At 42.5% G+C, this 20,913-nt stretch carries 22 protein-coding genes; 12 read left to right on the forward strand and 10 right to left on the reverse strand.

The features are described from left to right. Positions 1–15: 15 nt before the first annotated feature. On the reverse strand, positions 16–1,377 hold the full coding sequence (locus MHB38_RS01835) for a hypothetical protein (protein ID WP_048001311.1): 1,362 nt from the start codon (positions 1,375–1,377) through the stop codon (positions 16–18). A gap of 143 nt (positions 1,378–1,520) precedes the next feature. On the opposite strand from MHB38_RS01835, the gene MHB38_RS01840 reads away from it, so the two are divergent. Together MHB38_RS01840 and MHB38_RS01845 are read left to right on the forward strand one after the other, a co-directional pair. Continuing rightward, a complete protein-coding gene (locus tag MHB38_RS01840) occupies positions 1,521–2,294 on the forward strand; it encodes an IclR family transcriptional regulator (RefSeq protein ID WP_113747516.1) in 774 nt (257 codons plus the stop codon). 85 nt (positions 2,295–2,379) lie between these two features. Further along, the gene (locus MHB38_RS01845) at positions 2,380–2,937 is read left to right on the forward strand and encodes a shikimate kinase (RefSeq protein WP_007498270.1); all 558 of its coding nucleotides are present in this window, start codon (positions 2,380–2,382) and stop codon (positions 2,935–2,937) included. Positions 2,938–2,975: 38 nt separating this feature from the next. Here MHB38_RS01845 and MHB38_RS01850 read toward each other — a convergent pair whose 3' ends face one another. Continuing rightward, a complete protein-coding gene (locus MHB38_RS01850; RefSeq protein WP_341002178.1) occupies positions 2,976–3,749 on the reverse strand; it encodes a class I SAM-dependent methyltransferase in 774 nt (257 codons plus the stop codon). A 117-nt stretch (positions 3,750–3,866) separates the two neighbouring features. Between MHB38_RS01850 and MHB38_RS01855 the strand changes: the two genes are divergently transcribed. Beyond that, entirely contained in the window at positions 3,867–4,772 is a 906-nt protein-coding gene (locus tag MHB38_RS01855; protein WP_249670464.1) for a LysR family transcriptional regulator, read from the forward strand. Positions 4,773–4,967: 195 nt separating this feature from the next. Here MHB38_RS01855 and MHB38_RS01860 read toward each other — a convergent pair whose 3' ends face one another. Then, positions 4,968–5,753 (reverse strand): carbon-nitrogen family hydrolase, encoded by a 786-nt coding sequence (locus tag MHB38_RS01860; protein WP_182489526.1) that lies wholly within the window; start codon positions 5,751–5,753, stop codon positions 4,968–4,970. Positions 5,754–5,963: 210 nt separating this feature from the next. On the opposite strand from MHB38_RS01860, the gene MHB38_RS01865 reads away from it, so the two are divergent. After that, entirely contained in the window at positions 5,964–6,926 is a 963-nt protein-coding gene (locus MHB38_RS01865) for an acetylxylan esterase (RefSeq protein WP_182489524.1), read from the forward strand. A gap of 70 nt (positions 6,927–6,996) precedes the next feature. On the opposite strand, the gene MHB38_RS01870 is transcribed toward MHB38_RS01865, so the two are convergent. Beyond that, positions 6,997–7,311 (reverse strand): hypothetical protein, encoded by a 315-nt coding sequence (locus MHB38_RS01870; RefSeq protein WP_008342068.1) that lies wholly within the window; start codon positions 7,309–7,311, stop codon positions 6,997–6,999. Positions 7,312–7,371: 60 nt separating this feature from the next. Here MHB38_RS01870 and MHB38_RS01875 point away from each other — a divergent pair, with 60 nt between their 5' ends. The 5 genes from MHB38_RS01875 to MHB38_RS01895 all read left to right on the forward strand — a co-directional run bounded on the left by MHB38_RS01875 (position 7,372) and on the right by MHB38_RS01895 (position 13,611). Then, a complete protein-coding gene (locus MHB38_RS01875; protein WP_129548076.1) occupies positions 7,372–8,175 on the forward strand; it encodes a nucleotidyltransferase domain-containing protein in 804 nt (267 codons plus the stop codon). A 161-nt stretch (positions 8,176–8,336) separates the two neighbouring features. Beyond that, positions 8,337–9,254 carry a proline dehydrogenase family protein gene (locus MHB38_RS01880; protein ID WP_007498256.1) on the forward strand — a complete coding sequence of 306 codons (918 nt, stop codon included), beginning with the start codon at positions 8,337–8,339 and terminating at the stop codon, positions 9,252–9,254. Between the two features lie 23 nt (positions 9,255–9,277). Continuing rightward, a complete protein-coding gene (gene pruA / locus MHB38_RS01885; RefSeq protein ID WP_007498254.1) occupies positions 9,278–10,825 on the forward strand; it encodes an L-glutamate gamma-semialdehyde dehydrogenase in 1,548 nt (515 codons plus the stop codon). 125 nt (positions 10,826–10,950) lie between these two features. Next, positions 10,951–12,183, forward strand: coding sequence for a PucR family transcriptional regulator (locus MHB38_RS01890; protein WP_341002182.1), 1,233 nt, complete (start codon positions 10,951–10,953; stop codon positions 12,181–12,183). A 129-nt stretch (positions 12,184–12,312) separates the two neighbouring features. Further along, positions 12,313–13,611: an arsenic transporter gene (locus MHB38_RS01895; RefSeq protein WP_008342056.1), complete on the forward strand. Its 1,299-nt coding sequence runs from the start codon at positions 12,313–12,315 to the stop codon at positions 13,609–13,611. Positions 13,612–13,835: 224 nt separating this feature from the next. Here MHB38_RS01895 and MHB38_RS01900 read toward each other — a convergent pair whose 3' ends face one another. Together MHB38_RS01900 and MHB38_RS01905 are read right to left on the reverse strand one after the other, a co-directional pair. Further along, entirely contained in the window at positions 13,836–14,513 is a 678-nt protein-coding gene (locus tag MHB38_RS01900) for an amino acid ABC transporter permease (RefSeq protein ID WP_008347854.1), read from the reverse strand. A gap of 12 nt (positions 14,514–14,525) precedes the next feature. Beyond that, positions 14,526–15,341: a transporter substrate-binding domain-containing protein gene (locus tag MHB38_RS01905; RefSeq protein WP_370529221.1), complete on the reverse strand. Its 816-nt coding sequence runs from the start codon at positions 15,339–15,341 to the stop codon at positions 14,526–14,528. Between the two features lie 238 nt (positions 15,342–15,579). Here MHB38_RS01905 and MHB38_RS01910 point away from each other — a divergent pair, with 238 nt between their 5' ends. Next, entirely contained in the window at positions 15,580–15,909 is a 330-nt protein-coding gene (locus MHB38_RS01910) for a YckD family protein (RefSeq protein ID WP_017366586.1), read from the forward strand. A gap of 46 nt (positions 15,910–15,955) precedes the next feature. On the opposite strand, the gene MHB38_RS01915 is transcribed toward MHB38_RS01910, so the two are convergent. Next, positions 15,956–16,720 carry an MBL fold metallo-hydrolase gene (locus MHB38_RS01915; RefSeq protein ID WP_017366587.1) on the reverse strand — a complete coding sequence of 255 codons (765 nt, stop codon included), beginning with the start codon at positions 16,718–16,720 and terminating at the stop codon, positions 15,956–15,958. A gap of 116 nt (positions 16,721–16,836) precedes the next feature. Between MHB38_RS01915 and MHB38_RS01920 the strand changes: the two genes are divergently transcribed. Both MHB38_RS01920 and MHB38_RS01925 read left to right on the forward strand, forming a co-directional pair. Next, positions 16,837–17,256 carry an Lrp/AsnC family transcriptional regulator gene (locus MHB38_RS01920; RefSeq protein WP_026050043.1) on the forward strand — a complete coding sequence of 140 codons (420 nt, stop codon included), beginning with the start codon at positions 16,837–16,839 and terminating at the stop codon, positions 17,254–17,256. Positions 17,257–17,280: 24 nt separating this feature from the next. Next, on the forward strand, positions 17,281–18,087 hold the full coding sequence (locus MHB38_RS01925) for an aminoglycoside N(3)-acetyltransferase (RefSeq protein ID WP_202734000.1): 807 nt from the start codon (positions 17,281–17,283) through the stop codon (positions 18,085–18,087). A 1-nt stretch (position 18,088) separates the two neighbouring features. On the opposite strand, the gene MHB38_RS01930 is transcribed toward MHB38_RS01925, so the two are convergent. From MHB38_RS01930 to MHB38_RS01940, 3 genes are all read right to left on the reverse strand, one after another. Beyond that, on the reverse strand, positions 18,089–18,475 hold the full coding sequence (locus MHB38_RS01930; protein WP_041091056.1) for a competence protein ComJ: 387 nt from the start codon (positions 18,473–18,475) through the stop codon (positions 18,089–18,091). A gap of 136 nt (positions 18,476–18,611) precedes the next feature. Beyond that, positions 18,612–20,309 carry a methyl-accepting chemotaxis protein gene (locus tag MHB38_RS01935; RefSeq protein ID WP_035390503.1) on the reverse strand — a complete coding sequence of 566 codons (1,698 nt, stop codon included), beginning with the start codon at positions 20,307–20,309 and terminating at the stop codon, positions 18,612–18,614. Between the two features lie 126 nt (positions 20,310–20,435). Then, the gene (locus MHB38_RS01940; RefSeq protein WP_007498233.1) at positions 20,436–20,864 is read right to left on the reverse strand and encodes a NucA/NucB deoxyribonuclease domain-containing protein; all 429 of its coding nucleotides are present in this window, start codon (positions 20,862–20,864) and stop codon (positions 20,436–20,438) included. Positions 20,865–20,913: the final 49 nt, after the last annotated feature.

The following is a 20,913-nucleotide window of genomic DNA, read 5'->3' on the forward strand; positions in this document are numbered from 1 at the left end:
TAGGGTTCTCTTTTTCTATGAATAAAAGATGACGGTGATGATCGTTGCACATGCGATCCCCATGCTGATATAAAAACCAGCAAACCAGATATTCCATCGAGTGATTCGGTAAGGATTGACCTTCATCAAATCGGCTAATAGGGAGACAGATACATTATATGGGCTAAACATGACCGTTGAGGTTCCAGCGATAATGAGCATGATTGCGATGGGAAGGGCAGGCAATTCATGAATGACAGGTGCCATCAAGCTCACTAAGAGAGCAAGCGAAACAAGCGGATGAAAACCGCAAAGAGCGGTGATGAGAAAATACAGCCCGATGACCCCATAAACCCAAATGGCATGATCTGATATACTGACGATAAATGCTTGAATCGGCTGCAGGCTGTTTGTGACAAGCAGCATATCGACAAAGAAGCCCGCGCTTAAAAATAGACACATATAATTGGAGAGCTGACGGGTTCGTTCTTTCCAATGGGGAATAGAGACGGCTACATATTGTTTTCGTTTTTTGATGATAGACGAGAATAATAGAGCGAAAGGAATAATCGTCAGCACAACAGCGAACAGATAACCTTTTCCAATCCAGGCGTCAACAAGCGAAACGACAGTCATAAAACTGAGCAGCATGAAAGCAAGCTGAAGGGTTTTTCTCTTGATGCGATGAGGGTTGGAGTGAGCTTCTGCCGGCTGGATGATATGCGGCAATCGTTTGCTTTGACGAGAAAACAGCAACCAATCCGCCAACAGCACAAGCACCATTAAACAAAACGTAACGGGTGCAATCTGATAATATTTCAATTTGGTTGCATCAATGGTGACACTCACCAGTACTTCGACAGGACTCCAGCTAAGACATAGCGCATATGACCTTAAAAGATTGCGCGTATAAAGGTGCTGTTTGACTTGTTCCTGAAGGGCGTTCAGCGACGGTTTCAAGGATGTATATAATAAGGGAATCGTTGCGATATTTAAAAACATGCCAAGAACATGAGTGACAAATGAACTCTTGCGATAAAGCTGATTTGTACTCGTTGTATGTAAAGTAAGCAGTTTATTTAATTGAGTATCGAAATGTCCAACATGTATGAGAGAATGAATAAATGGCAACATGAAAAATAAAGAGAGCAAGCCTAGCATGGAATGAAAATGAAGAAAAAGCGTATGCAAAGGCTGTTCTGACCAGAAAAATAACACCAATCCAATCAATAGAAACATAGCACCCGTTTTCAAATAAAGCCCACTTGCCTTCTTAAAGGAAATGGTGAGCGAAGCAGCCGCCAGCAGACCAACCAAATAGGAGAGAATGGGAGCAGGGAATAGTTGATGAACGATGTATAAGCTAATAAGAAGTGTGAAAATGAGCAGGTAGATCATGATATCTCCTCCATCAAAACATCTATTGGTTTTATTCCGTACAGTGGAATTTGTTTTCTTTTAGTGGAACATTTAAAATGGATTATAGCAAAATTGGTCAATCATGTCGATAAGAAATCAAAGGGGAAAAGGAGAAAGTGAACATGGCTGATAAGAAGTCAAAAGAAGAATCAGGATTGCGTACCGTTCAGCGCGCTTTGGATATTCTTTCTTGCTTTAGCGAAGAACGTCAAGAGTTGACGCTAACGGACATTTCAAAAGAGATGAACTTAGCAATGTCTACCACAACGAGACTGCTCAAGGCACTTGAAATGAATCATTTTGTGGAAAAGAACCAAGAGACAATGAAGTACCGGCTCGGTCAAAGACTTTATCTTCTCGGTTATATTGCTGGGAAGTCCATCAAATTGAGGGAACTGGCAAAACCGCTCATGTACACACTTCGTGATGAAACAAAGGAAACCGTCAACCTGTATGTGCTCGATCACAAAAGCAGGGTATGTATTGAACAAGCCGAAGGGCTGCAATCGATTCGGCATCTTGTGAAAATCGGTGAGAAGTTGCCGTTATACGCTGGTGCTGGTGGAAAGGTGCTGCTTGCTTTCCAAACCGAAGAGTTTCAACAGCAAGTTTTCGCATCTGAGGCTGATCACATGACGATGGAGGAATGGCAAAAAGAATGTCGTCATATTCTTGAAACGCATACCGCTTGCAGTATTGATGAACGGGAAGTCGGATCGGCGGCAGTGGCGGCACCGATCTTTAACATTCATGGGGAAGTGCAGGCATGTTTATCCATATCTGGACCGACCCAACGATTTACTGAAGATGTCATCCCTCAGCTGCAGCAAAAAGTGAAAGAGCATGCCGAGAAGCTCTCCGAACAGCTCGGTTACGTCGTCAAACACAATTTTTAAGAATGCCTATCTTTTCTCAGTCCATTTATCATATAATAGAAACATTATGTAGCATTCCTTGTCGTAAGGAGGACGTGTCACGAACATGAAAAACAATAGAGAGATTCCTGTGAGACAGCGAAATATTGTCCTCATTGGCTTTATGGGCGTTGGGAAAACAACCATTGGGCAGCTGGTTGCCAAAAAGTTATATAGAGATTTTATTGATGTTGATCAGGAGATTGAGAAAAAGTACAACATGACGATTCCAGAAATGTTTCAGCAAAAAGGAGAAGCGTTCTTCAGACAGGCTGAAAAGGACTATATCGTCGATTTATGTGAACATACTCAGCTAAAGATCGTGTCTCTTGGAGGCGGTGCGTTTAAACAGGAAGAAATCAAACGATCTTGCTTAAAGCATTGTACGGTTCTTTTCCTTGACCTATCTTGGGAGAATTGGAAGCAGCGGCTGGATATTTTAATTGAAAACCGTCCTGTTCTTCATAACCGCACGCTTGACGAGATGAAAGAGCTGTTTGAAGAGCGCCGGGAAATTTATTCCCTCCATAACTCAAGAGTGGAAACAGATCATCTAGAAGCTGAAGAAGTCGCCAATTATATTGTCGACACACTCAAGCTCGGCTGGGATTTATATTCTAAATAAAAAGTCTACCGCTTTAGGGTAGACTTTTTTCTATAGAATCAGTGTTTGATCCCTTGAAGCAGTGCGGCTTTTAGGCAAAAGGATGTTGGCTGACGATGTTCGTCGAATTGTTGTTGAAACAGCTGTTTCGTTTCATCGTCTGCAGCATGAAGGTGGGCAACGATTTCCTTTTGAACATTTTCTGGTGTACGTCCACGTATGATCCAGTCCTGATAATCAATATGCAGATCCCAGTAACGGATATCTTCTTTCGTCAGATGGTTGTCAGCGAAAAGCTCTTTCCATTCTGATAACGAGCTTTCTCGCACATGGGAGGGATCTCTCAGTCTATTTAAATGATTAATAAAGTCATCCTGTGCTTGGTTTTCAGGTGCATAATGATCCACAAGTAGAAATTTGCCGCCTTTCTTTAAGACTCGGCTGATTTCAGACATGGCTGCCGGGAGATGTGGGAAGTGATGAGCAGCAAATCGGCATGTGACGAGATCAAATGATGCATCAGAAAAGGGCAATGCGTCTGCGGATGCCTGCTCAAACGTAATGTGGTTCAGCTGGCGCTCATCCGCAAGTGCTGTAGCAACCTCGATCATTTTGTGTGTGACATCAATCCCGATTCCTTTAGAGATGACGTCTGAAAAGGAAAAAATGGTATGACCTGCCGCGCAGCCGATATCAAGTAGATGCTCATCGCCCTTTGGCTTCGCCGCCGTTTTCATCCATTCAAGCTCTTTTCCAGCTGCAAAGATGGGTGAATCTCGGTAGTTCTCTGCATTTTGTGAGAATTGTTTCTCGGCTTTCGAATATGGATTCATTTCTTTACCCCCTTTTGTTGTTTCTTTATCGTAGGGTTCTTCCCGTGATTTGTCTAAGACATAAAAGATATGATATGAATAGTTAAAACCTATGAGGTGAGAGAAGTGGATATACGAATGATGGAATATGTCATGGAAGTGTACCGGCAGCAAAGCTTTACAAAAGCAGCGGAAAAACTTCACATTGCACAGCCCTCATTAAGTCAGCAAATTAAAAAACTTGAGGAAGAATTAGATACTCCCCTGTTTATTCGGAAGTATGGACAAGTCACTCCTACACCTCAGGGAAACCGATTGATCAAAAGAGCAGAAACCATTTTGAAGGAACGAGATGATTTATTGCGTGAGATGGGGGAAGCTGCTTATGAGGTGGGGAAAGAACTGATGATCGGTGCGCCAGCTGTTACAGGGGGATATGTCCTGCCAAGTTTATTAAAAACCTATTGTCAAACGTATCCGCATGTTCACGTTCATTTGATAGAAGAATCGCCTCGTGAGCTAGAAAGACGTTTACTCACTGGGAAACTGGATCTGGCGATTCTTTCTTTGCCTGTCGAGCATGAATCATTGAAAACAAAACAAATGCTGACCGAGCCGCTTCTTCTCGCCATTCCGCAAACGGCTCAACCGTGGTTGACAGATGAACTGAATGAAATCATCAATCAAGCGGATCAAGAAGGGTCTGTCCCGTTTCGTCTTCTGGAAGATGCCCCATTTATTATGCTGAAAGAGGGATATGGCTTTCGGCAAGTGGTCACGGAACTGTGCCGTCATCATGGTTTTCGGCCGAGGATTGCATTTGAAACGAGTCATATTCAAACAGCTCAGGCATTGGTTGAAAATGAGCTAGGGGTGACAGTGGTGCCGAAAATGGTGGCACAAGAGGAAAGGAAAGCAGTCACTTATTTACACATTGATTCATGCCCAACCCGCACACTTGTGTTTGCATATGTGGAAGAAAGATATTTAACGAAAGCCGCTCAAGCCTTCATGGACCTTCAACAGAATCAAGGAAAAGCTTAAACAAACGTTTAATCAAACGTAAAAAGCAGGGGGCCCCTGCTTTTACCTTTTTTCAGCGTGATAGAAAACCTTTGCAGTTTAGGAAGGACGAGTACCGACGCGGAGCGAATTTGACATTCGTGAGCACCGGCACGCAGGACTGACACCGAATGCGAGGGTTTGTCTACACGCTGAAAGCAGGGAGCCCCCTGCTTTCTAATATAAATCCAGCCGCTGATCTGTCATGACGGGGATTTGTTGTCTCACTTCATCTACGAGCTGAAGATCAATGTTTGCATAATAAATGTCTTCTTCATCATTTGTCTCAAGCAGAATGCGTCCGAGCGGGTCAATCACCATGGAGTGACCAGGGAATTCAGTGTCTCTGCTTGTGCCCGTCCGGTTCACCGCAATCACAAATGACTGATTCTCAATGGCTCTTGCGATGAGCAGACTGCGCCAATGGTCCACTCTTGCTGACGGCCATTGAGCGGTATTGATAAGCACCTTCGCCCCTTTGTTCACGAGCGTCCTAGAAAGCTGAGGGAAGCGGAGGTCATAGCAGATCATGGTGCCAATCTTGACATCTTCATCATAGTTAAATAAACCAAGCTGATGACCGGCGGTTAAATAGTTGTGTTCATCCATTAAGCGGAATAAATGAATTTTATCATAATCTAACAAAAGCTCACCTTGACGGTCAAACACATACATTGTGTTGGTGATATCTTCATTTGTTGTCCGTTTATTCAAGACACTTCCAGCGATGAGATACACTTGGTGCTGACGAGCAAAGGAAGAGAAGAGTTGTTTTGTCCGCTCACCATCTGCATCGGCAAGCTCATCCGCTTGTTCCAGTGCATAGCCGGTATTCCACATTTCAGGTAGAATAATCAAATCAGGCTGTTGACGGATGGCTTCTTCTAAAAACGCTTCTGCTTTCTGAAAGTTTACATCAGGTTCTCCTATTTGTACGTCCATTTGAATCAGGGCGATGTTCATGTCTGTCTTCCTCCTTTATTCGTTTCATGCAATGGATGGTTCGGGTGATATTGCCTGAAGTATCTAGTCTTCAAGCCAGTTTCTTTATCATAAAGCTTTCCGTCATCTTTGCCAATAGAAATGTCAGAAGGTTTTGTTAAATGACTTTCTCAATCAAGAAATGAGTGGTATGATACTCATAACTAATAAAACAAAGGGGAATAGTATGATATGCAATTGTTCGATTTATCACTAGAAGAGCTAAAAAAATATAAACCAAAGAAAACAGCACGTCCTGATTTCTCAGACTTTTGGAAGAAATCGCTCGAAGAACTGCACCAAGTGGAGGCAGAGCCAACACTTGAATCTTATGACTATCCAGTGAAAGGCGTCAAGGTGTACCGCCTGACGTATCAAAGCTTTGGACATTCTAAAATTGAAGGCTTTTATGCTGTGCCTGATCAAACTGGTCCGCATCCAGCGCTCGTTCGTTTTCATGGCTATAATGCCAGCTATGACGGCGGCATTCACGACATCGTCAACTGGGCGCTGCATGGCTATGCGACGTTTGGAATGCTTGTCCGTGGTCAAGGTGGCAGTGAAGACACATTAGTGACGCCAGGCGGGCATGCATTAGGGTGGATGACAAAAGGCATTTTATCGAAGGATACGTACTATTATCGAGGCGTTTATCTAGATGCTGTTCGTGCACTCGAAGTCATTCAGTCTTTCCCCGAAGTAGATGAACACCGTATCGGCGTGATCGGTGGAAGTCAGGGGGGTGCGTTAGCGATTGCGGCCGCAGCCCTTTCAGATATTCCAAAAGTCGTTGTGGCAGACTATCCTTACTTATCAAATTTTGAGCGTGCGGTTGATGTAGCCTTGGAGCAGCCTTATTTAGAAATCAATTCATACTTTCGAAGAAACAGTGATCCGAAAGTGGAGGAAAAGGCATTTGAGACATTAAGCTATTTTGATTTAATCAATTTAGCCGGCTGGGTGAAACAGCCAACATTGATGGCGATCGGTCTGATTGATCAAGTGACACCGCCATCCACCGTGTTTGCGGCATACAATCATTTAGAAACAGATAAAGAGCTGAAAGTGTACCGATATTTTGGGCACGAGTTTATTCCTGCTTTTCAAACAGAGAAGCTGTCCTTTTTACAAAAGCATTTGCTTCTATCAACATAAGAGCATGACAAAGAGCTAAAATGACATTCATTTTAGCTCTTTGTCTTTTTCAGCTATTGGAGCGATCAGCTTAATAACTGGTGTTCTGTCTTGTTTTTTCATCAGGTACTAATGCTGTAACGATCAGGGCAAGGGCTGTGATGATGTGAAGGATGAATCCGAGAATCGGAATCCATGCCAGGCAGGATGTGACAATGCCAATGATACTTCCGATCATTGGTCCCTGGTCTCGCTTCGATAAGACGAGTGTGATAATATGCAGAATAAGCATGACCATGAGCGGTGAATAGCCATTGCTGATAACGAATAGACCTCCGATCACAGGGATAGCAAGGCAAGCTTCAAAAATCCCAGTGATCCATTTCATAATGCGAGATATAGACATCAGATCCAACTCCTTTTTCATATATGTCTTATTCGTATTTTCCCAAAAGGTGAAGAAGTCATGCAGAATTCTATAGAAAGAGTTGATGGACACTTGAGAGAAAGAATTAAGGAAGAGCTGAAAATCATCGAAGAAACGTATGACGTCAAGATTTGTCTCGCCGTTGAATCGGGCAGCAGGGCATGGGGATTTCCCTCGACCGATAGTGATTATGATGTTCGCTTTTTATACGTTCCCCAGAAAGAATGGTATTGGGCGATGGAAGAGCATCGTGATGTCATTGAACGGCCAATTGAAGACATGCTTGATATCAGCGGCTGGGAGCTGCGAAAGGCGTTGCGTTTATTCAATAAATCGAATCCATCCATTATGGAATGGCTGTCTTCTGACATCGTTTATGCTGAATCCTTCTCTCTAGCCAAGAGGCTGAGAGAATTAAAGGATCGAGCGTTTTACCCTGCGGCTTTGATGTATCATTACCTCAATATGGCGAAGCGGAATGAAAGCCGGCATTTACGAGGAGAGCAGGTGCGAATCAAGAAGTATTTCTATGTGCTTCGTCCGCTGCTTGCCTGCCAGTGGATTGAACGTTACCGGACGGTTCCACCCATGGACTTTCATGAATTACTCAAGGAGCTAGTGGAGGAAGGCCCGCTGTTAGCAGAAATTCACGAACTGCTCAAACGTAAAATGGACGGAGAAGAAATGGATTTAGAGGACCGCCTTGTACATGTCCATCCATTTATCGACAAAGAGCTGGCTCGTTTTGATGAATTGGTGAAAAGCTACAATCAGCCGAAGGACAATCTCACTGAAGAATTAAATAAGCTTTTGCAGTCTACCCTTGATGAGGTGTGGGCGTAAGCGTGAAAGAGCCAGCCGGTTAGCGGCAGGCTCTTTTTTATCTCTTATTGTGATAAAACCACAAAAAAAGTCAGAATTTTTGTCATCTTCAAATATTGTAGCGGACAGCTCATGAGCCTTACAATAAAGACATAGCTTACAAAGAGTGGGAGGTGCCCTTTATGGAGTCGGTCACAAGAAATTTCTTCTTGTTTTTGTCAAAAAGCAGTCTCTTGAACCATATTGCTCGTAATTGGGGAAGTGCTGTTGCATCAAAGAAAATCATCGGTGGGAAGGATTTTGAGAGCGCTATCCCTGTCATCAAACGATTAAACGATCAAGGTATGGCCGTAACGGTTGATCACCTTGGTGAGTTTGTCACAAAGGCAGAGATTGCAAATGAGCGGACGAATGAGTGTATTCAAACCATTCAGCGAATTGCAGAGGCGGGACTCAATTCCCACGTCTCACTTAAAATGACATCGCTTGGCTTAGATATTGACGATGATCTCGTGTATCGCAATATGAAAAGCATTTTAGATACGGCAGAGAAACACCGTATTATGGTGACAATTGATATGGAGGATGAACAGCGCTGTCAAAAAACGCTGGACATTTTTAAAGAAATGAAATCTCAATATGAGTATGTCAGTACGGTTTTGCAGGCGTATTTGTACAGAACAGAACAAGATCTTGATGACCTAAATGAGTTGCAGCCATTTTTAAGACTTGTAAAGGGTGCCTATAAGGAATCTGCCGAAGTGGCGTATCCAAACAAAAAAGACGTCGATCAGAATTACAAGAAGCTGATCGAAAAGCAGTTACTCTCAGGGAATTATACAGCCATTGCGACACATGACGATCAAATGATCGAATTTACGAAACATATTGTGAAAAAACACAATATACAGACAGATCAGTTCGAATTTCAAATGCTGTATGGCATGAGATCAGAAACGCAGCAAGCACTCGTGAAGGAAGGCTATCAAATGAGGGTCTACACCCCGTATGGACGAGAGTGGTATGGCTACTACATGAGACGTCTTGCAGAACGACCGGCAAACATTGCATTTGCTTTAAAAGGGATGACGAGAAAATAATTTGAAACGGGAGCGTGACAAAGATGACAACACCTTACAAGCATGAACCATTCACGGATTTTAGCCAGGAAGAAAATCGCCAAGCGTTTGAACAAGCATTAGCCAAAGTAACAGAATCACTTGGGCAAACCTATCCGCTTGTGATTAATGGAGAAAGAATCGAAACAACAGACAAGATTGTCTCGATCAATCCAGCGAAGAAGGAAGAAGTCGTGGGTACCGTATCAAAAGCTGGGAAAGAAGAGGCAGAGCAAGCGATTCAAGCTGCGGCAAAAGCGTTTGAAACATGGCGCTACACGTCTCCAGAAGAAAGAGCCGGCGTCTTATTCCGCGCTGCGGCAAGCATTCGCCGTAAAAAGCATGAGTATTCAGCCCTTCTCGTAAAAGAAGCAGGGAAGCCTTGGAATGAAGCGGATGCAGATACAGCAGAAGCCATTGACTTCCTAGAGTATTATGCCCGTCAAATGCTAGAGCTTGCGAAAGGCAAACCGGTGAACAGCCGCGAAGGGGAACGCAATCAATATGTGTACACACCAACTGGCGTGACGCTTGTCATTCCACCATGGAACTTCTTGTTTGCGATCATGGCAGGAACAACCGTTGCACCAATCGTCACAGGGAATACAGTCGTATTAAAGCCAGCAAGTGCGACGCCTGTCATTGCTGCCCGCTTTGTAGAAGAACTGGAGCAAGCAGGTCTTCCGAAAGGTGTTGTCAACTTCGTGCCAGGTAGCGGAGCAGAAGTAGGAGATTACTTAGTAGATCATCCGAAAACAAGCCTTATTACATTCACTGGATCAAGAGAAGTGGGCACACGTATTTTTGAACGTGCGGCAAAAGTACAGCCAGGACAACAGCATTTAAAGCGTGTCATTGCTGAAATGGGCGGTAAAGATACAGTCGTTGTAGATGAAGATGCAGATGTCGAATTAGCCGCTAACGCCATTTTCACATCAGCCTTCGGATTCTCAGGTCAAAAATGTTCGGCTGGATCTCGGGCAGTCGTCCACGAGAAACTGTATGACCAAGTCGTTGAGCGAGTGAAAGAAATCACAGAAACGAAAACAACAGCGAATCCGTTATCAGCTGATGTGTACATGGGACCTGTCATTGATCAAGCTTCCTTTGACAAGATCACGGAATATATCGAAATTGGCAAGCAAGAAGGCCGTCTAGTCACTGGCGGAACAAGTGATGATTCAGAAGGGTACTTCATTCATCCAACCGTGTTTGCAGATCTAGAGCCAACATCTCGTTTAATGCAAGAAGAAATCTTTGGACCTGTCCTAGCTTTCTCAAAAGTCTCAAGCTTTGATGAGGCGCTTGAAGTAGCCAACAACACAGAATACGGGTTAACCGGTGCGGTCATTACTAATAATCGTGATCACATCAACCGTGCGAAGCAGGAGTTCCATGTCGGGAACCTTTACTTTAACCGTAACTGTACGGGAGCGATTGTGGGATACCACCCATTTGGCGGCTTTAAAATGTCAGGAACTGATTCAAAAGCAGGCGGACCAGATTATCTTGCTCTGCACATGCAGGCCAAAACGATCAGCGAAATGTTTTAATATGGAAAAGCATGAACTCGTGCAGGCGAGTTCATGCTTTTTTTACCTGTCTACGACTTGTTTCTATACAAATATGACTGGAAAGAAGTATGATAAATGTATCACTTATTCAGGGAGCAATCGGGATGGAAGAGATATTAGAAAAGCTTCATACATTTTTTGATGTCGATAAATTAATTGCATTTATTAGTGGGTATTTAAAAAAACCAGTCATTTTAGAAAGTACTGAATGTCAGCTGCTTGCTTATAATTCTTACAGCATCCAGCAGTTCGACCCAGTCAATCAGCAAACCATTTTCTCAAAGGAATGTCCGGGAGCTGTGGTGGATTGGTTAAAAAAAACAGGGGTCATTGAGCAGCTATATACAGATTCAAATCCTTTTTATGTGAATGGTCATGAGGAGCTCGGGTTTAATCGACGAGTGGCTGTGAGCGCCAAGCACAAACAAGAGGTTGTCGGCTTTATTTGGGTGCAGGACATTGAAGATTCTCTCTCTCAAGAGGAGCTGCAATTTTTACACGAGGCATCGTTTCAGGTTGGAAAAGTTATTTATAAAAATAAGAAACAGTTGGAGAAAAAGGAAGGCAAAATTGAAGAGTTCTTCAAAAAGGTCATGGATGATCATTTTTATACAGAAGAAGAGCTGAAATGGGAAGCTGAGAATTTAAGCATTCCACTGCCAGCTGTCTTTACTGTGATGGTTGTTCATGCCGCCGATAACAAAAGTGAGACGGCAGAAGATGTGAAGGATATGATCAGAACCTATTTACAGCTAGAAGACAAGGTCAATCACGTCTACTCTGTGCAAGCAGACATCGTTGTTATATTAGGCAGTTTGTCAGATCGCCACTCACCAAAAGCGACCGCAGCGGATGTCATCGCCCATCTTCAATCGAAAACGCATACACACCCATCTCCTTTATATATTGGGATGGGAAGAGAATATCGAGATGTCATGAAAATGAGCACAAGTCGATTTGAAGCGATAGAAGTCGTGAAAGCAGTGAAGATTGTCGGCGGACAGGAATTGATTCCATACGATTACGAGCATTTGGGGGTCTTCCGGTTCTTAGACTCGATTTACAGTCACCAAAAAAAGAAAAACGACTTCAATCCAGATTTGTTGCGCCTAAAGGAAAAAGACCGTGACAGCCAAACATCATTTTTAAAAACCTTAGAGGTCTACTTATTGAATAATTGCAAGCTAAAACCAGCTGCAGAGCAGTTGTTTATTCATCAAAATACACTAAACTATCGAATGAAACAAATTTTTGAAATGACGTCTATTGATTTAAGTCATTTTAGCCAGCGATGTCAGTTATTTATTGAATTGATGCTGATGAAAAAAGATCAATAGACGTGGACTCCGCAGGTGCAAAGGCTGACCTGCGGATTTTTATGCGAGATGATAAAATGGCATACAATTGCCTTATTTCGTTGTATGATAGATAAAGATTTTATAAGGAAAGTGAAAGGAGGGCCACCTTTGGGATCAGTCACCTTGGCCATTTTGATTTTCATCATGACCCTCGTCCTTGTCATTTGGCAGCCAGGACGTTTAACCATTGGATGGTCAGCATGCGGGGGAGCGATTCTTGCGCTTGCTTTTGGGGTCGTTCATTTGGGCGATGTATGGGAAGTTACCCAAATTGTTTGGAACGCCACCTTTGCATTTATTGGAATTATCATCATTTCATTGATTTTAGATGAGATTGGTTTTTTTGAATGGGCGGCACTTCATATGGCAAAAGCCGCAAGAGGGAACGGGGTCCGCATGTTTATTTATTTAACATTGCTCGGCGCTGTGGTAGCAGCTTTTTTTGCCAACGATGGAGCGGCACTTATCTTAACCCCGATCGTTTTATCTGTGGTCAGAGCGCTGAAGCTGGATGAGCGTATGATCCTGCCATTTGTCATGGCAAGCGGCTTTATTGCAGATACGACGTCTTTGCCATTTGTCATTAGTAACTTGGTCAATATCGTTTCAGCTGATTATTTTCATATTGGCTTTCTTGAATATACAGCAAACATGTTCGTCCCAAACCTTGTATCGCTTGGCGCTAGTATGCTTGTGTTGTATGTGTTTTATCGGAAACTCATACCGAAAACGTACGATGTTTCGCAGGCGAAGGAACCAGCTTCGGCCATTCGTGATCTGCGCATGTTCCGGTTATCTTGGTATGTGTTAGGATGCTTGCTTGTTGGATATTTTGCTGGGGAATTGGCAGGCATTCCGGTGTCAATCATTGTAGGAGGCATTGCCATTGCTTTCTTATGGCTGGCGAAACGGAGTCCACAAGTGGCGACAAAACGAGTCGTCAAAGAAGCACCGTGGTCGATTGTGTTTTTCTCTATCGGCATGTATGTCGTGGTGTATGGGCTGAAAAATGTCGGCCTGACAGAAATTTTAGCGGCATGGATTGAACAGGGGGCGTCACACGGTTTACTTGCGGGAACGATGTTTATGGGGGTTCTGGCAGCCGTGTTATCCTCTGTCATGAACAACCTCCCAACCGTTTTAATTGATGCGATTGCCATCGGTCACACAGATACAGCAGGTGTGATGAGAGATGCACTGATTTATGCCAACGTCATCGGCTCAAACCTTGGTCCGAAAATGACCCCAATCGGTTCATTGGCGACATTGCTGTGGCTTCATGTCTTGAAGAAAAAAGGTGTGCATATTTCTTGGGGGGCATACATGAAAGCTGGAATCATTCTAACCATACCGACGCTGATCATCACGTTATTGGGGTTGTATGTGTGGTTATGGTTGATACATTAAAAAGCAGATCCAATGGATCTCAGCGCATAGACAAACCCTCGCATTCTTTGTCAGTCCTGCGTGCTGGTGCTCACGAATGTCAAATTCGCTCCGTGCCAGTACTCGTCCTTCCTAGACTGCAAAGGTTTTCTATCACGCTGAAAAGAAAACAAAGGGCTAAAATCAAGTTCATTTTAGCCCTTTGTTAACAATCTGAGCAGATCCCATGGATCTGTTTTTTGTTGTTATAGATATTTTGCATAGCGTTTTTCCAAAAAGTCTTGGAGCAATGAGACCACACTGCATATGCCCCAGTAAATCAAGGCAACCAATATATACATGGTCATATAATCGAATTCTCTTCCGCCCACAATTTTTGCTTGCTGGAAGAGTTCTGGCACAGTAATCATTGCCGCTAGTGAGGAAGCTTTGATTAAATCAAGCATGACGTTGGTCAGGGGCGGCAGTGCAATGCGAACGGATTGAGGCAAAATGACTCCGCGCATCGTTTGCCAATAGCTGAGACCAAGTGATTTGGCGGCTTCCACTTGACCACTTGGAACAGAGGAGAGAGCCGCCCGGTTAATTTCGGCAATGTATGCAGCACTATTGAAGCTGAATCCAATAATAGCAGCAGTGACAGCTGTAAATTCAATGCCGATGTAAGGGAATCCGAAATAAAGGATAAACAAAATGACCAGAATGGGAACCCCTCGCATGAATGAAATATACAGCCGTGCAGGCAGCCGAAGGAACCACGTATTTGCCATTCGAGCAAGGGCAATAAAAAAGCCAAGAATCGTACCAAAAAACATGCTCACAAAAGAAATGAGCAGCGTCAGCCAGATGCCTTTCATCACAAACGGAAATGACGCTTTTGCCAGTGCAGGATTAAAGATATATTCTAAATGAATATCTCCCACGGCTGCGGCTCCTTATTTAGAAATGTCGACATCTTCGACATCAACATCAATTTTCTTTGAGACGTCAGCATGATTAAAGAATTTCTCCGAAATCTTTTTCATGGTTCCGTCTTTTTTCATCTCTTTTAATACACGATTTAATTCTTTTTGAAGCTCTGTATTGTCTTTTTTCATCACAAACCCTTGTTCATTCGGCATGTATTTTAAGTCTGGATGGATCGTAATATTTAGCTTAGGGAATGCAGCAAGCGCCAGTGTTTGCAAGTAGTAGTCATTTAAAATGACATCTGTACGGCCGTTTGCAACATCCTTTAAATATTGCTCGTTTGTGGCATTATCATAGATGACTTCTTTTGCACCATACTTACGGGCAACATCCATATAAATGGTCGTTGCAGCACCTGCTGCTTTCTTTCCTTTTAAATCCTTTAGCGTTTTAATACCTGACAGATCATCTTTTCTGACGATAGCGGTTCCATATGAGTATTTATAAGGTGTTGAAAAGGCGAACTTATCTTTCCTGTCATCTGTGATGTCGATATCGTTTGCAGCGGCATCCACCTGACCTGAATTAATGGCACTGAGCATACCGTCATAACCCATTTCTTTAAATTCTACTTTTACGTCAAGGCGCTTAAATGCTTCTTTGACGACTTCCACTTCATAGCCAGTCAATTGATCCTTGCCGTTCGATGTATCATGGTAAGACGTAGGATACAAGGTGCCTGAAGTAGCGACCACGATTTTCCCTTTCTTTTGAATCTGATCCCACTTTGATTCTCCAGACTGAGATGAGCCTGATTGATTGCAAGCAGACATGACAAGCATGAGAGCAGACACAACAAGCAGCACCCATATAGGTTTTCTATGATAAAAACGACTCATTTAAGAATCCTCCTCTATTTTTTATACAAAACAAAACATAGCACGCTTTTTCAGTTAGGACAACGTTTTCAGATGAAAAGCGAAAAAGTAAGAATATTATGTGCAATTTGATGGGGTGAATAATGTATAAAAAAGGAAAGAGTGCGCAAATTAAAATCGAATAAAGGAGGGAACGACAGAGATGAAAAAAACAAGTGGTTTGATCATACTAACGATGGTGCTATTATTTGGTTTTCAGGTGAATACGGCTCATGGAGAAACACCCCAAATGGAAAAGCGCCCCGTCACGCATCAAGTAAAATTAACGACAGAGCAACAAAAACAAATTGAAGTACTTGAACAGCAAATTTTGTCTAAACGAAAAGAAGTGATCGAAAAATACGTTCAGTATGGTGTGTTAACGAAGGAACAAGGCACGCACATCACAAAACGAATGGATGAACATTACAATCACTTAAAAAATAACGGGTTTGTTCCATTACTAAAAAAACCACAGCACCATCGACCATAAGTTTAAGAAAACCGGCAGCAAGGTGCCGGTTTTTATTGTTTATGTGTTAAAAGGTCAGCGTCTCACCATCTTGAGGGACAAAAATGGCCTGATCTGCATGATTCTCTTGAATGTAAGATTTTAATGCGGCTCTTGTTAATAAACAATGATTCACGGCTTCAAGGTGACAGGCGATGATTTGAGCTTGTGGTTGAGTATGGTGAATGTCTACAATCTCTTCCTTTGTCATCGTAATTGGATCTCCCTCTAAAAATTGGGCAGCCCCACTATTGACCACAATAATATCTGGCTGACATGTATTCACAACCTCTTTCGGCTCATCACACCAAATGGTATCTCCTGCAATATAAAGAGTAGGCTCATCAGGATGAGAGAAAACAAAACCGCTCACTTGTCCCATCCGTTTAGCGGTTTCTCCTGTCCCGTGCTGCCCGCCAGTTCGTTTGATATGAACACCGCAAACATCCATTTCATCTTCAATGCATGTAACATGCTGAAATCCAGCTTCTTTTACTTCCGTGCGATCTTTCTCTGATTGAGTATAGATCGGCAAAGTTTGAGCTAATCTCTTTTTTGCCTCGTCGTCAAAGTGATCTACATGTAAATGAGTGAGCAGGACAGCATCCGGCTGTAATATCTTGTCCAAATCAATGTTTGCAGGCAGCTCAACAATTGGATTGTTTGCATGTTGATTGGCAGTATGCGGGAACGGTGGATAGGTTCCTTTTGCTGCTAAAAAGGGATCGATTAAAAATGTTGACGGACCATATTGAAGGTATAAAGTAGCATTACGAATGAGTGTTATTTTCATTAGAAAGGCCTCCTTTTTTTCTCATTAAGTTTACAGTATATTAAAAGAGCCTCATGTGACAGAGGATCATGAAAGTCTTTCAGCGGAACGACTTGATTTTTGAAAGAGGTGAGCCAATGCTAGACAAAACAGATATGGATATATTAAAAGAACTCTCAAAGAATAGTCGATTGACGATGAAAGCACTTGGTGAAAAAGTCCATTTAACCGGTCAAGCTGCTAAAAATAGAGTTTTAAAGCTTGAAGAAGAGGGGATTATTGAAGCCTATACCATTTCAATTAACTGGCGGACACAGCAGAACATCCAAACATTTTTGCAGCTCTTTACCCGAAGTCATGATCATGAACCGCTTTTATCGTTTCTCCATCAAAAGGAAGAAATCAAAAACCTGTTTAAAATTAGTGGAGAGGGCTGTTATATGGCTGAAGGACATTTCTCCAGTCATGATGAGCTTGATCAATTTTTAACGGAGCTAACAAAGCATGCAAATTATAAATTGTCTATCGCTGTGAAACGTCTCACTCATCAAGAATAGATGAGGCGCAGGAGGAAATAAACGATGAAAAAATTAATCGAACATCAGGTTGAGCCGATCACAAAGGAAAGAATCAAAGCGGATTTGGTTCAACTCGGTGTGAGGAAGGGCATGACCTTATGTGTCCACTCATCCTTGTCATCTATTGGCTGGGTGAATGGAGGAGCTATAGCCGTTATACAAGCTATGATGGATATTTTAACAGATGAAGGAACACTGATTATGCCGGCACAAACATTAGAGCTGTCTGATCCTGCTGATTGGATCAATCCGCCTGTTCCTTATTCTTGGTGGAAACCGATCAAAGACACGATGCCTGCATTTGATCCGGCTTACACAGCTCCAACAGCAATGGGAAAGGTAGCGGAGACCTTTTGGAAATACCCAGGCGTAGAAAGAAGCAATCATCCTCATTTCTCATTCACCGCCTGGGGGAAAAGGAAACATGAAGTGTTGAACCACCATGCGCTTCCTTATGGTTTAGGAGAAAATTCACCTCTTGGACGTATGTACGATCTTGATGCAAAAGTGCTGCTAATTGGCACGTCATTCGAGAGTGTTACAGCTTTTCACTTAGCTGAATATCGAATCTCACAGCAAGACCTCATGACACGAGGGGCCCCCATTTTAGAGGATGGTTGGAGGGTGTGGAAAGAGTATCAAGATATCATCACAAGAGAAGAACTATTTGAACAGATTGGTCGTGACTTTTTACAATCAGAATGTAGTTATAACCACAGTCAAATCGGGCTAGCCAATTCGTATTTATTGCCGATGAGAGAATCAGTCGATTTTGCAGAAAAATGGCTTGAGCAGTACGACCAGGCGTGATCTAAGCAGTCTGAAAATCAAAATAATAGAGATCTTGATCAGGGTGCTCAGATATATAGCAGGTGAGCTGATAGTCTCCTTTTGGAATGGAGAAAGACAGTACCTGTGCCATGACACTTGTCAGATAAACCTGATCACTTGAATGAGTAAATGGCACTGTGATGACTCTATCAACGGATGATGGAGGCTCATGGCTGTTTAATGTCACGATAATAGAAGCCTTTCCGTTATTGATACCTTCAAAAGAAATACCTCGATCCCCAGTTGCGAATCCTTGAAGAATATCGTCATCTGTCCAATCAATCACAGGTGGCGTCGTGCTTCCAGTGTATACGGTGATTTGGTGATAGGAGATAGATAGGGGATACGTTTGATTTAAATCATTCATATAGATAACTCCTTTATTCATAAAATTTGTCCAGCTCGCGATCATGTTGAAAAGTGAATGTTTGAAAGTAAGATAATTGAAGAGAATGTTAGGCAGCAAGACGATTGTCGCCGTCTTGCGCTACTGTTTGAGGGATCTAGATGTGAAATTGTGAAACCATTTCTTTTAGGTCTCCTGCTAAATGGGCAAGAGCCTCTGATGAAGCTGTTACTTCTTCCATTGCTGCAAATTGTTCTTCTGTTAAACCTGCTACTTGTTGTGAATGTTCACTCGTCAGTTTAACGCCTTCTGTGATAGAGGCAAAGGTTTGCTTCGCATCATTTGTATAAGCTGCGATTTTTTGGGATGCATCTGATAAATGTTTAATGCCATCTGCCATTTCCTTCATTGACTGCTGAATGTCAATAAATGATTCCTCTGTATGAGAAATAAGAACAGCCCCTTGAGTCGCTTCCTCTCGTACTCGTTTAATGGCACTCGTCGAATGATTCATCTCTTTTTGTATTTCGGAAATGAGATGTGAAATCATGTTGGATGATGTTTGCGATTCTTCTGCGAGCTTCCTCACTTCGTCTGCCACAACGGCAAAACCTTTTCCATGTTCACCTGCGCGTGCTGCCTCAATGGCCGCATTAAGAGCAAGTAGATTTGTTTGGTTAGCGATATCTGTAATCACTTTGGAAATCTGATCAATCTCGGCTGAACGTGTTTCTAGCGCTTGAATTGCTGTACCGTTCTCTTCAATTGATTTTGCAATAGATGTCATTTGTGAATTGACTTCACCGATATTTTGTACACCTTTTTGGGCCATTTCTTGTGCGGATTGGCTTCTTGTTGCCATTTGTCCCGCATTTTCAGTGATGTTTACTAGCTCGTTAGATACTTGTCTCATCGTGTGCTCACTAGCTGTCATTTGGGCTGATTGCTGTTCAGACGATTGAGCGACTTCTTGAATGGTATGGGTAATTTTTTCTGATGCTGCACTCGTTTCTTCTGCGCTAGCTGACAGCTCCTCAGAAGAGGTGGCTACTAATTCAGATGTTTTGATCACATTTAAGATGGTTTGATTTAATTTCTCACGCATCTTATTAAAGTGACCTGCCAGCTCAGAAAGTTCATCGCCTGTGTGATCTGTCACGTTGATGGTTAAATTTCCTTCGCCCGCACTCTTAATAGCAGATGCCATATGTTTGAGACGTGTCTGAATCCGCTTTGTGAAAATAGAAATAATGATAACAGAAACAATTAAACTTAACAGTAGGACCGTGACAAATTGAATAAAGAAAGACTGAAGCATTTGTGAAATCATGCTTTGATTTGCACCGGTATAGAAAATACCAATCGTTTCCCCTGTATCATTTTTGATGGGCATATAAGCCGTTTGGTAGTCTTTCCCGGCAACATTGGCTGTTCCGTAATAATTCTCGCCTTTATCCAAAACAGCGGCCTTTACTTCAGGTGAGACTTCGGTTCCTACAGCTCGTTTCCCGTTTAACATGACATTTGTGGCAACACGGGTATTTCCTTGGAAAATCGTGATTGTATCACCAGTATATTCGGCTAATTGATCAACCAATGTGTCATGGTTATTGATTTGAGTATTTCCTTTGTAAAGCTTGCCATCTTTTATCTGCCACGAGCCAGCAACCTTTTCAGTTAGATAAGCGTATCCTAGCTTTAGATCGCCTTTTGCTTTTTCGGTGGCCATTTGCTTAATGTTCTCTGTCATTTCGCGGTTCACTACATAACCAACCACTGCTGAAAATACGATGAGGACACTTAAAAAGATCAGCATTATTTTGGCGCCAAGCCTCAGTTTTCCTTTTTTCTTCATGCTTTTTACTCCTTTAGGTATAAGGTAGGGTATCCCTCCTTAAAGATTATCGGCATGAAAAAAATGTTTGATATACGTGAATGCACTTACACAGAAATTTTTGTTATGAAAAAAGGAAAGATCGTGCTACTCGATAATAAATTGGATTCTTGTGCCATCAGGATCATCTGATAATTGATGACTTACCCAAGAGCCTGCCCCCCTATTATCCGAAGGACGTACATATTTGACAGAAGCCCCTGCTCCACCTTCTTTACACATCGCCATTGGCCATTCATCACGATCATAACCACGCTTTGTTGGAATGCCATGAAGTGATTTGTCTCTTTGCTCATCACTATTTTTTCGATCAATGGTGCAAATGGAAGAATGACCTTCGTCAATAGCTTCTTCTATGTGCTTCGCGGTTTCTGGATATCGATCTGATGGAAAGTGAATGGTTTTGTCATAAGAAGAGTTTGTCGTCTCTTGTTTATGTTGCCCTAGTTGGACATAGCCTGTCGCTATACCAATGACAATCAATAAAAGCAAGAGAATGGTTTTAAGAAGTTTCATAGATGCTAGCTCTCTTTCTCTTTAGCGTATTTTGTAAACAGAAGTATAG

The organism is Bacillus sp. FSL K6-3176, from assembly GCF_038003325.1.
In the GTDB taxonomy this organism is placed as follows: domain Bacteria; phylum Bacillota; class Bacilli; order Bacillales; family Bacillaceae; genus Bacillus; species Bacillus altitudinis.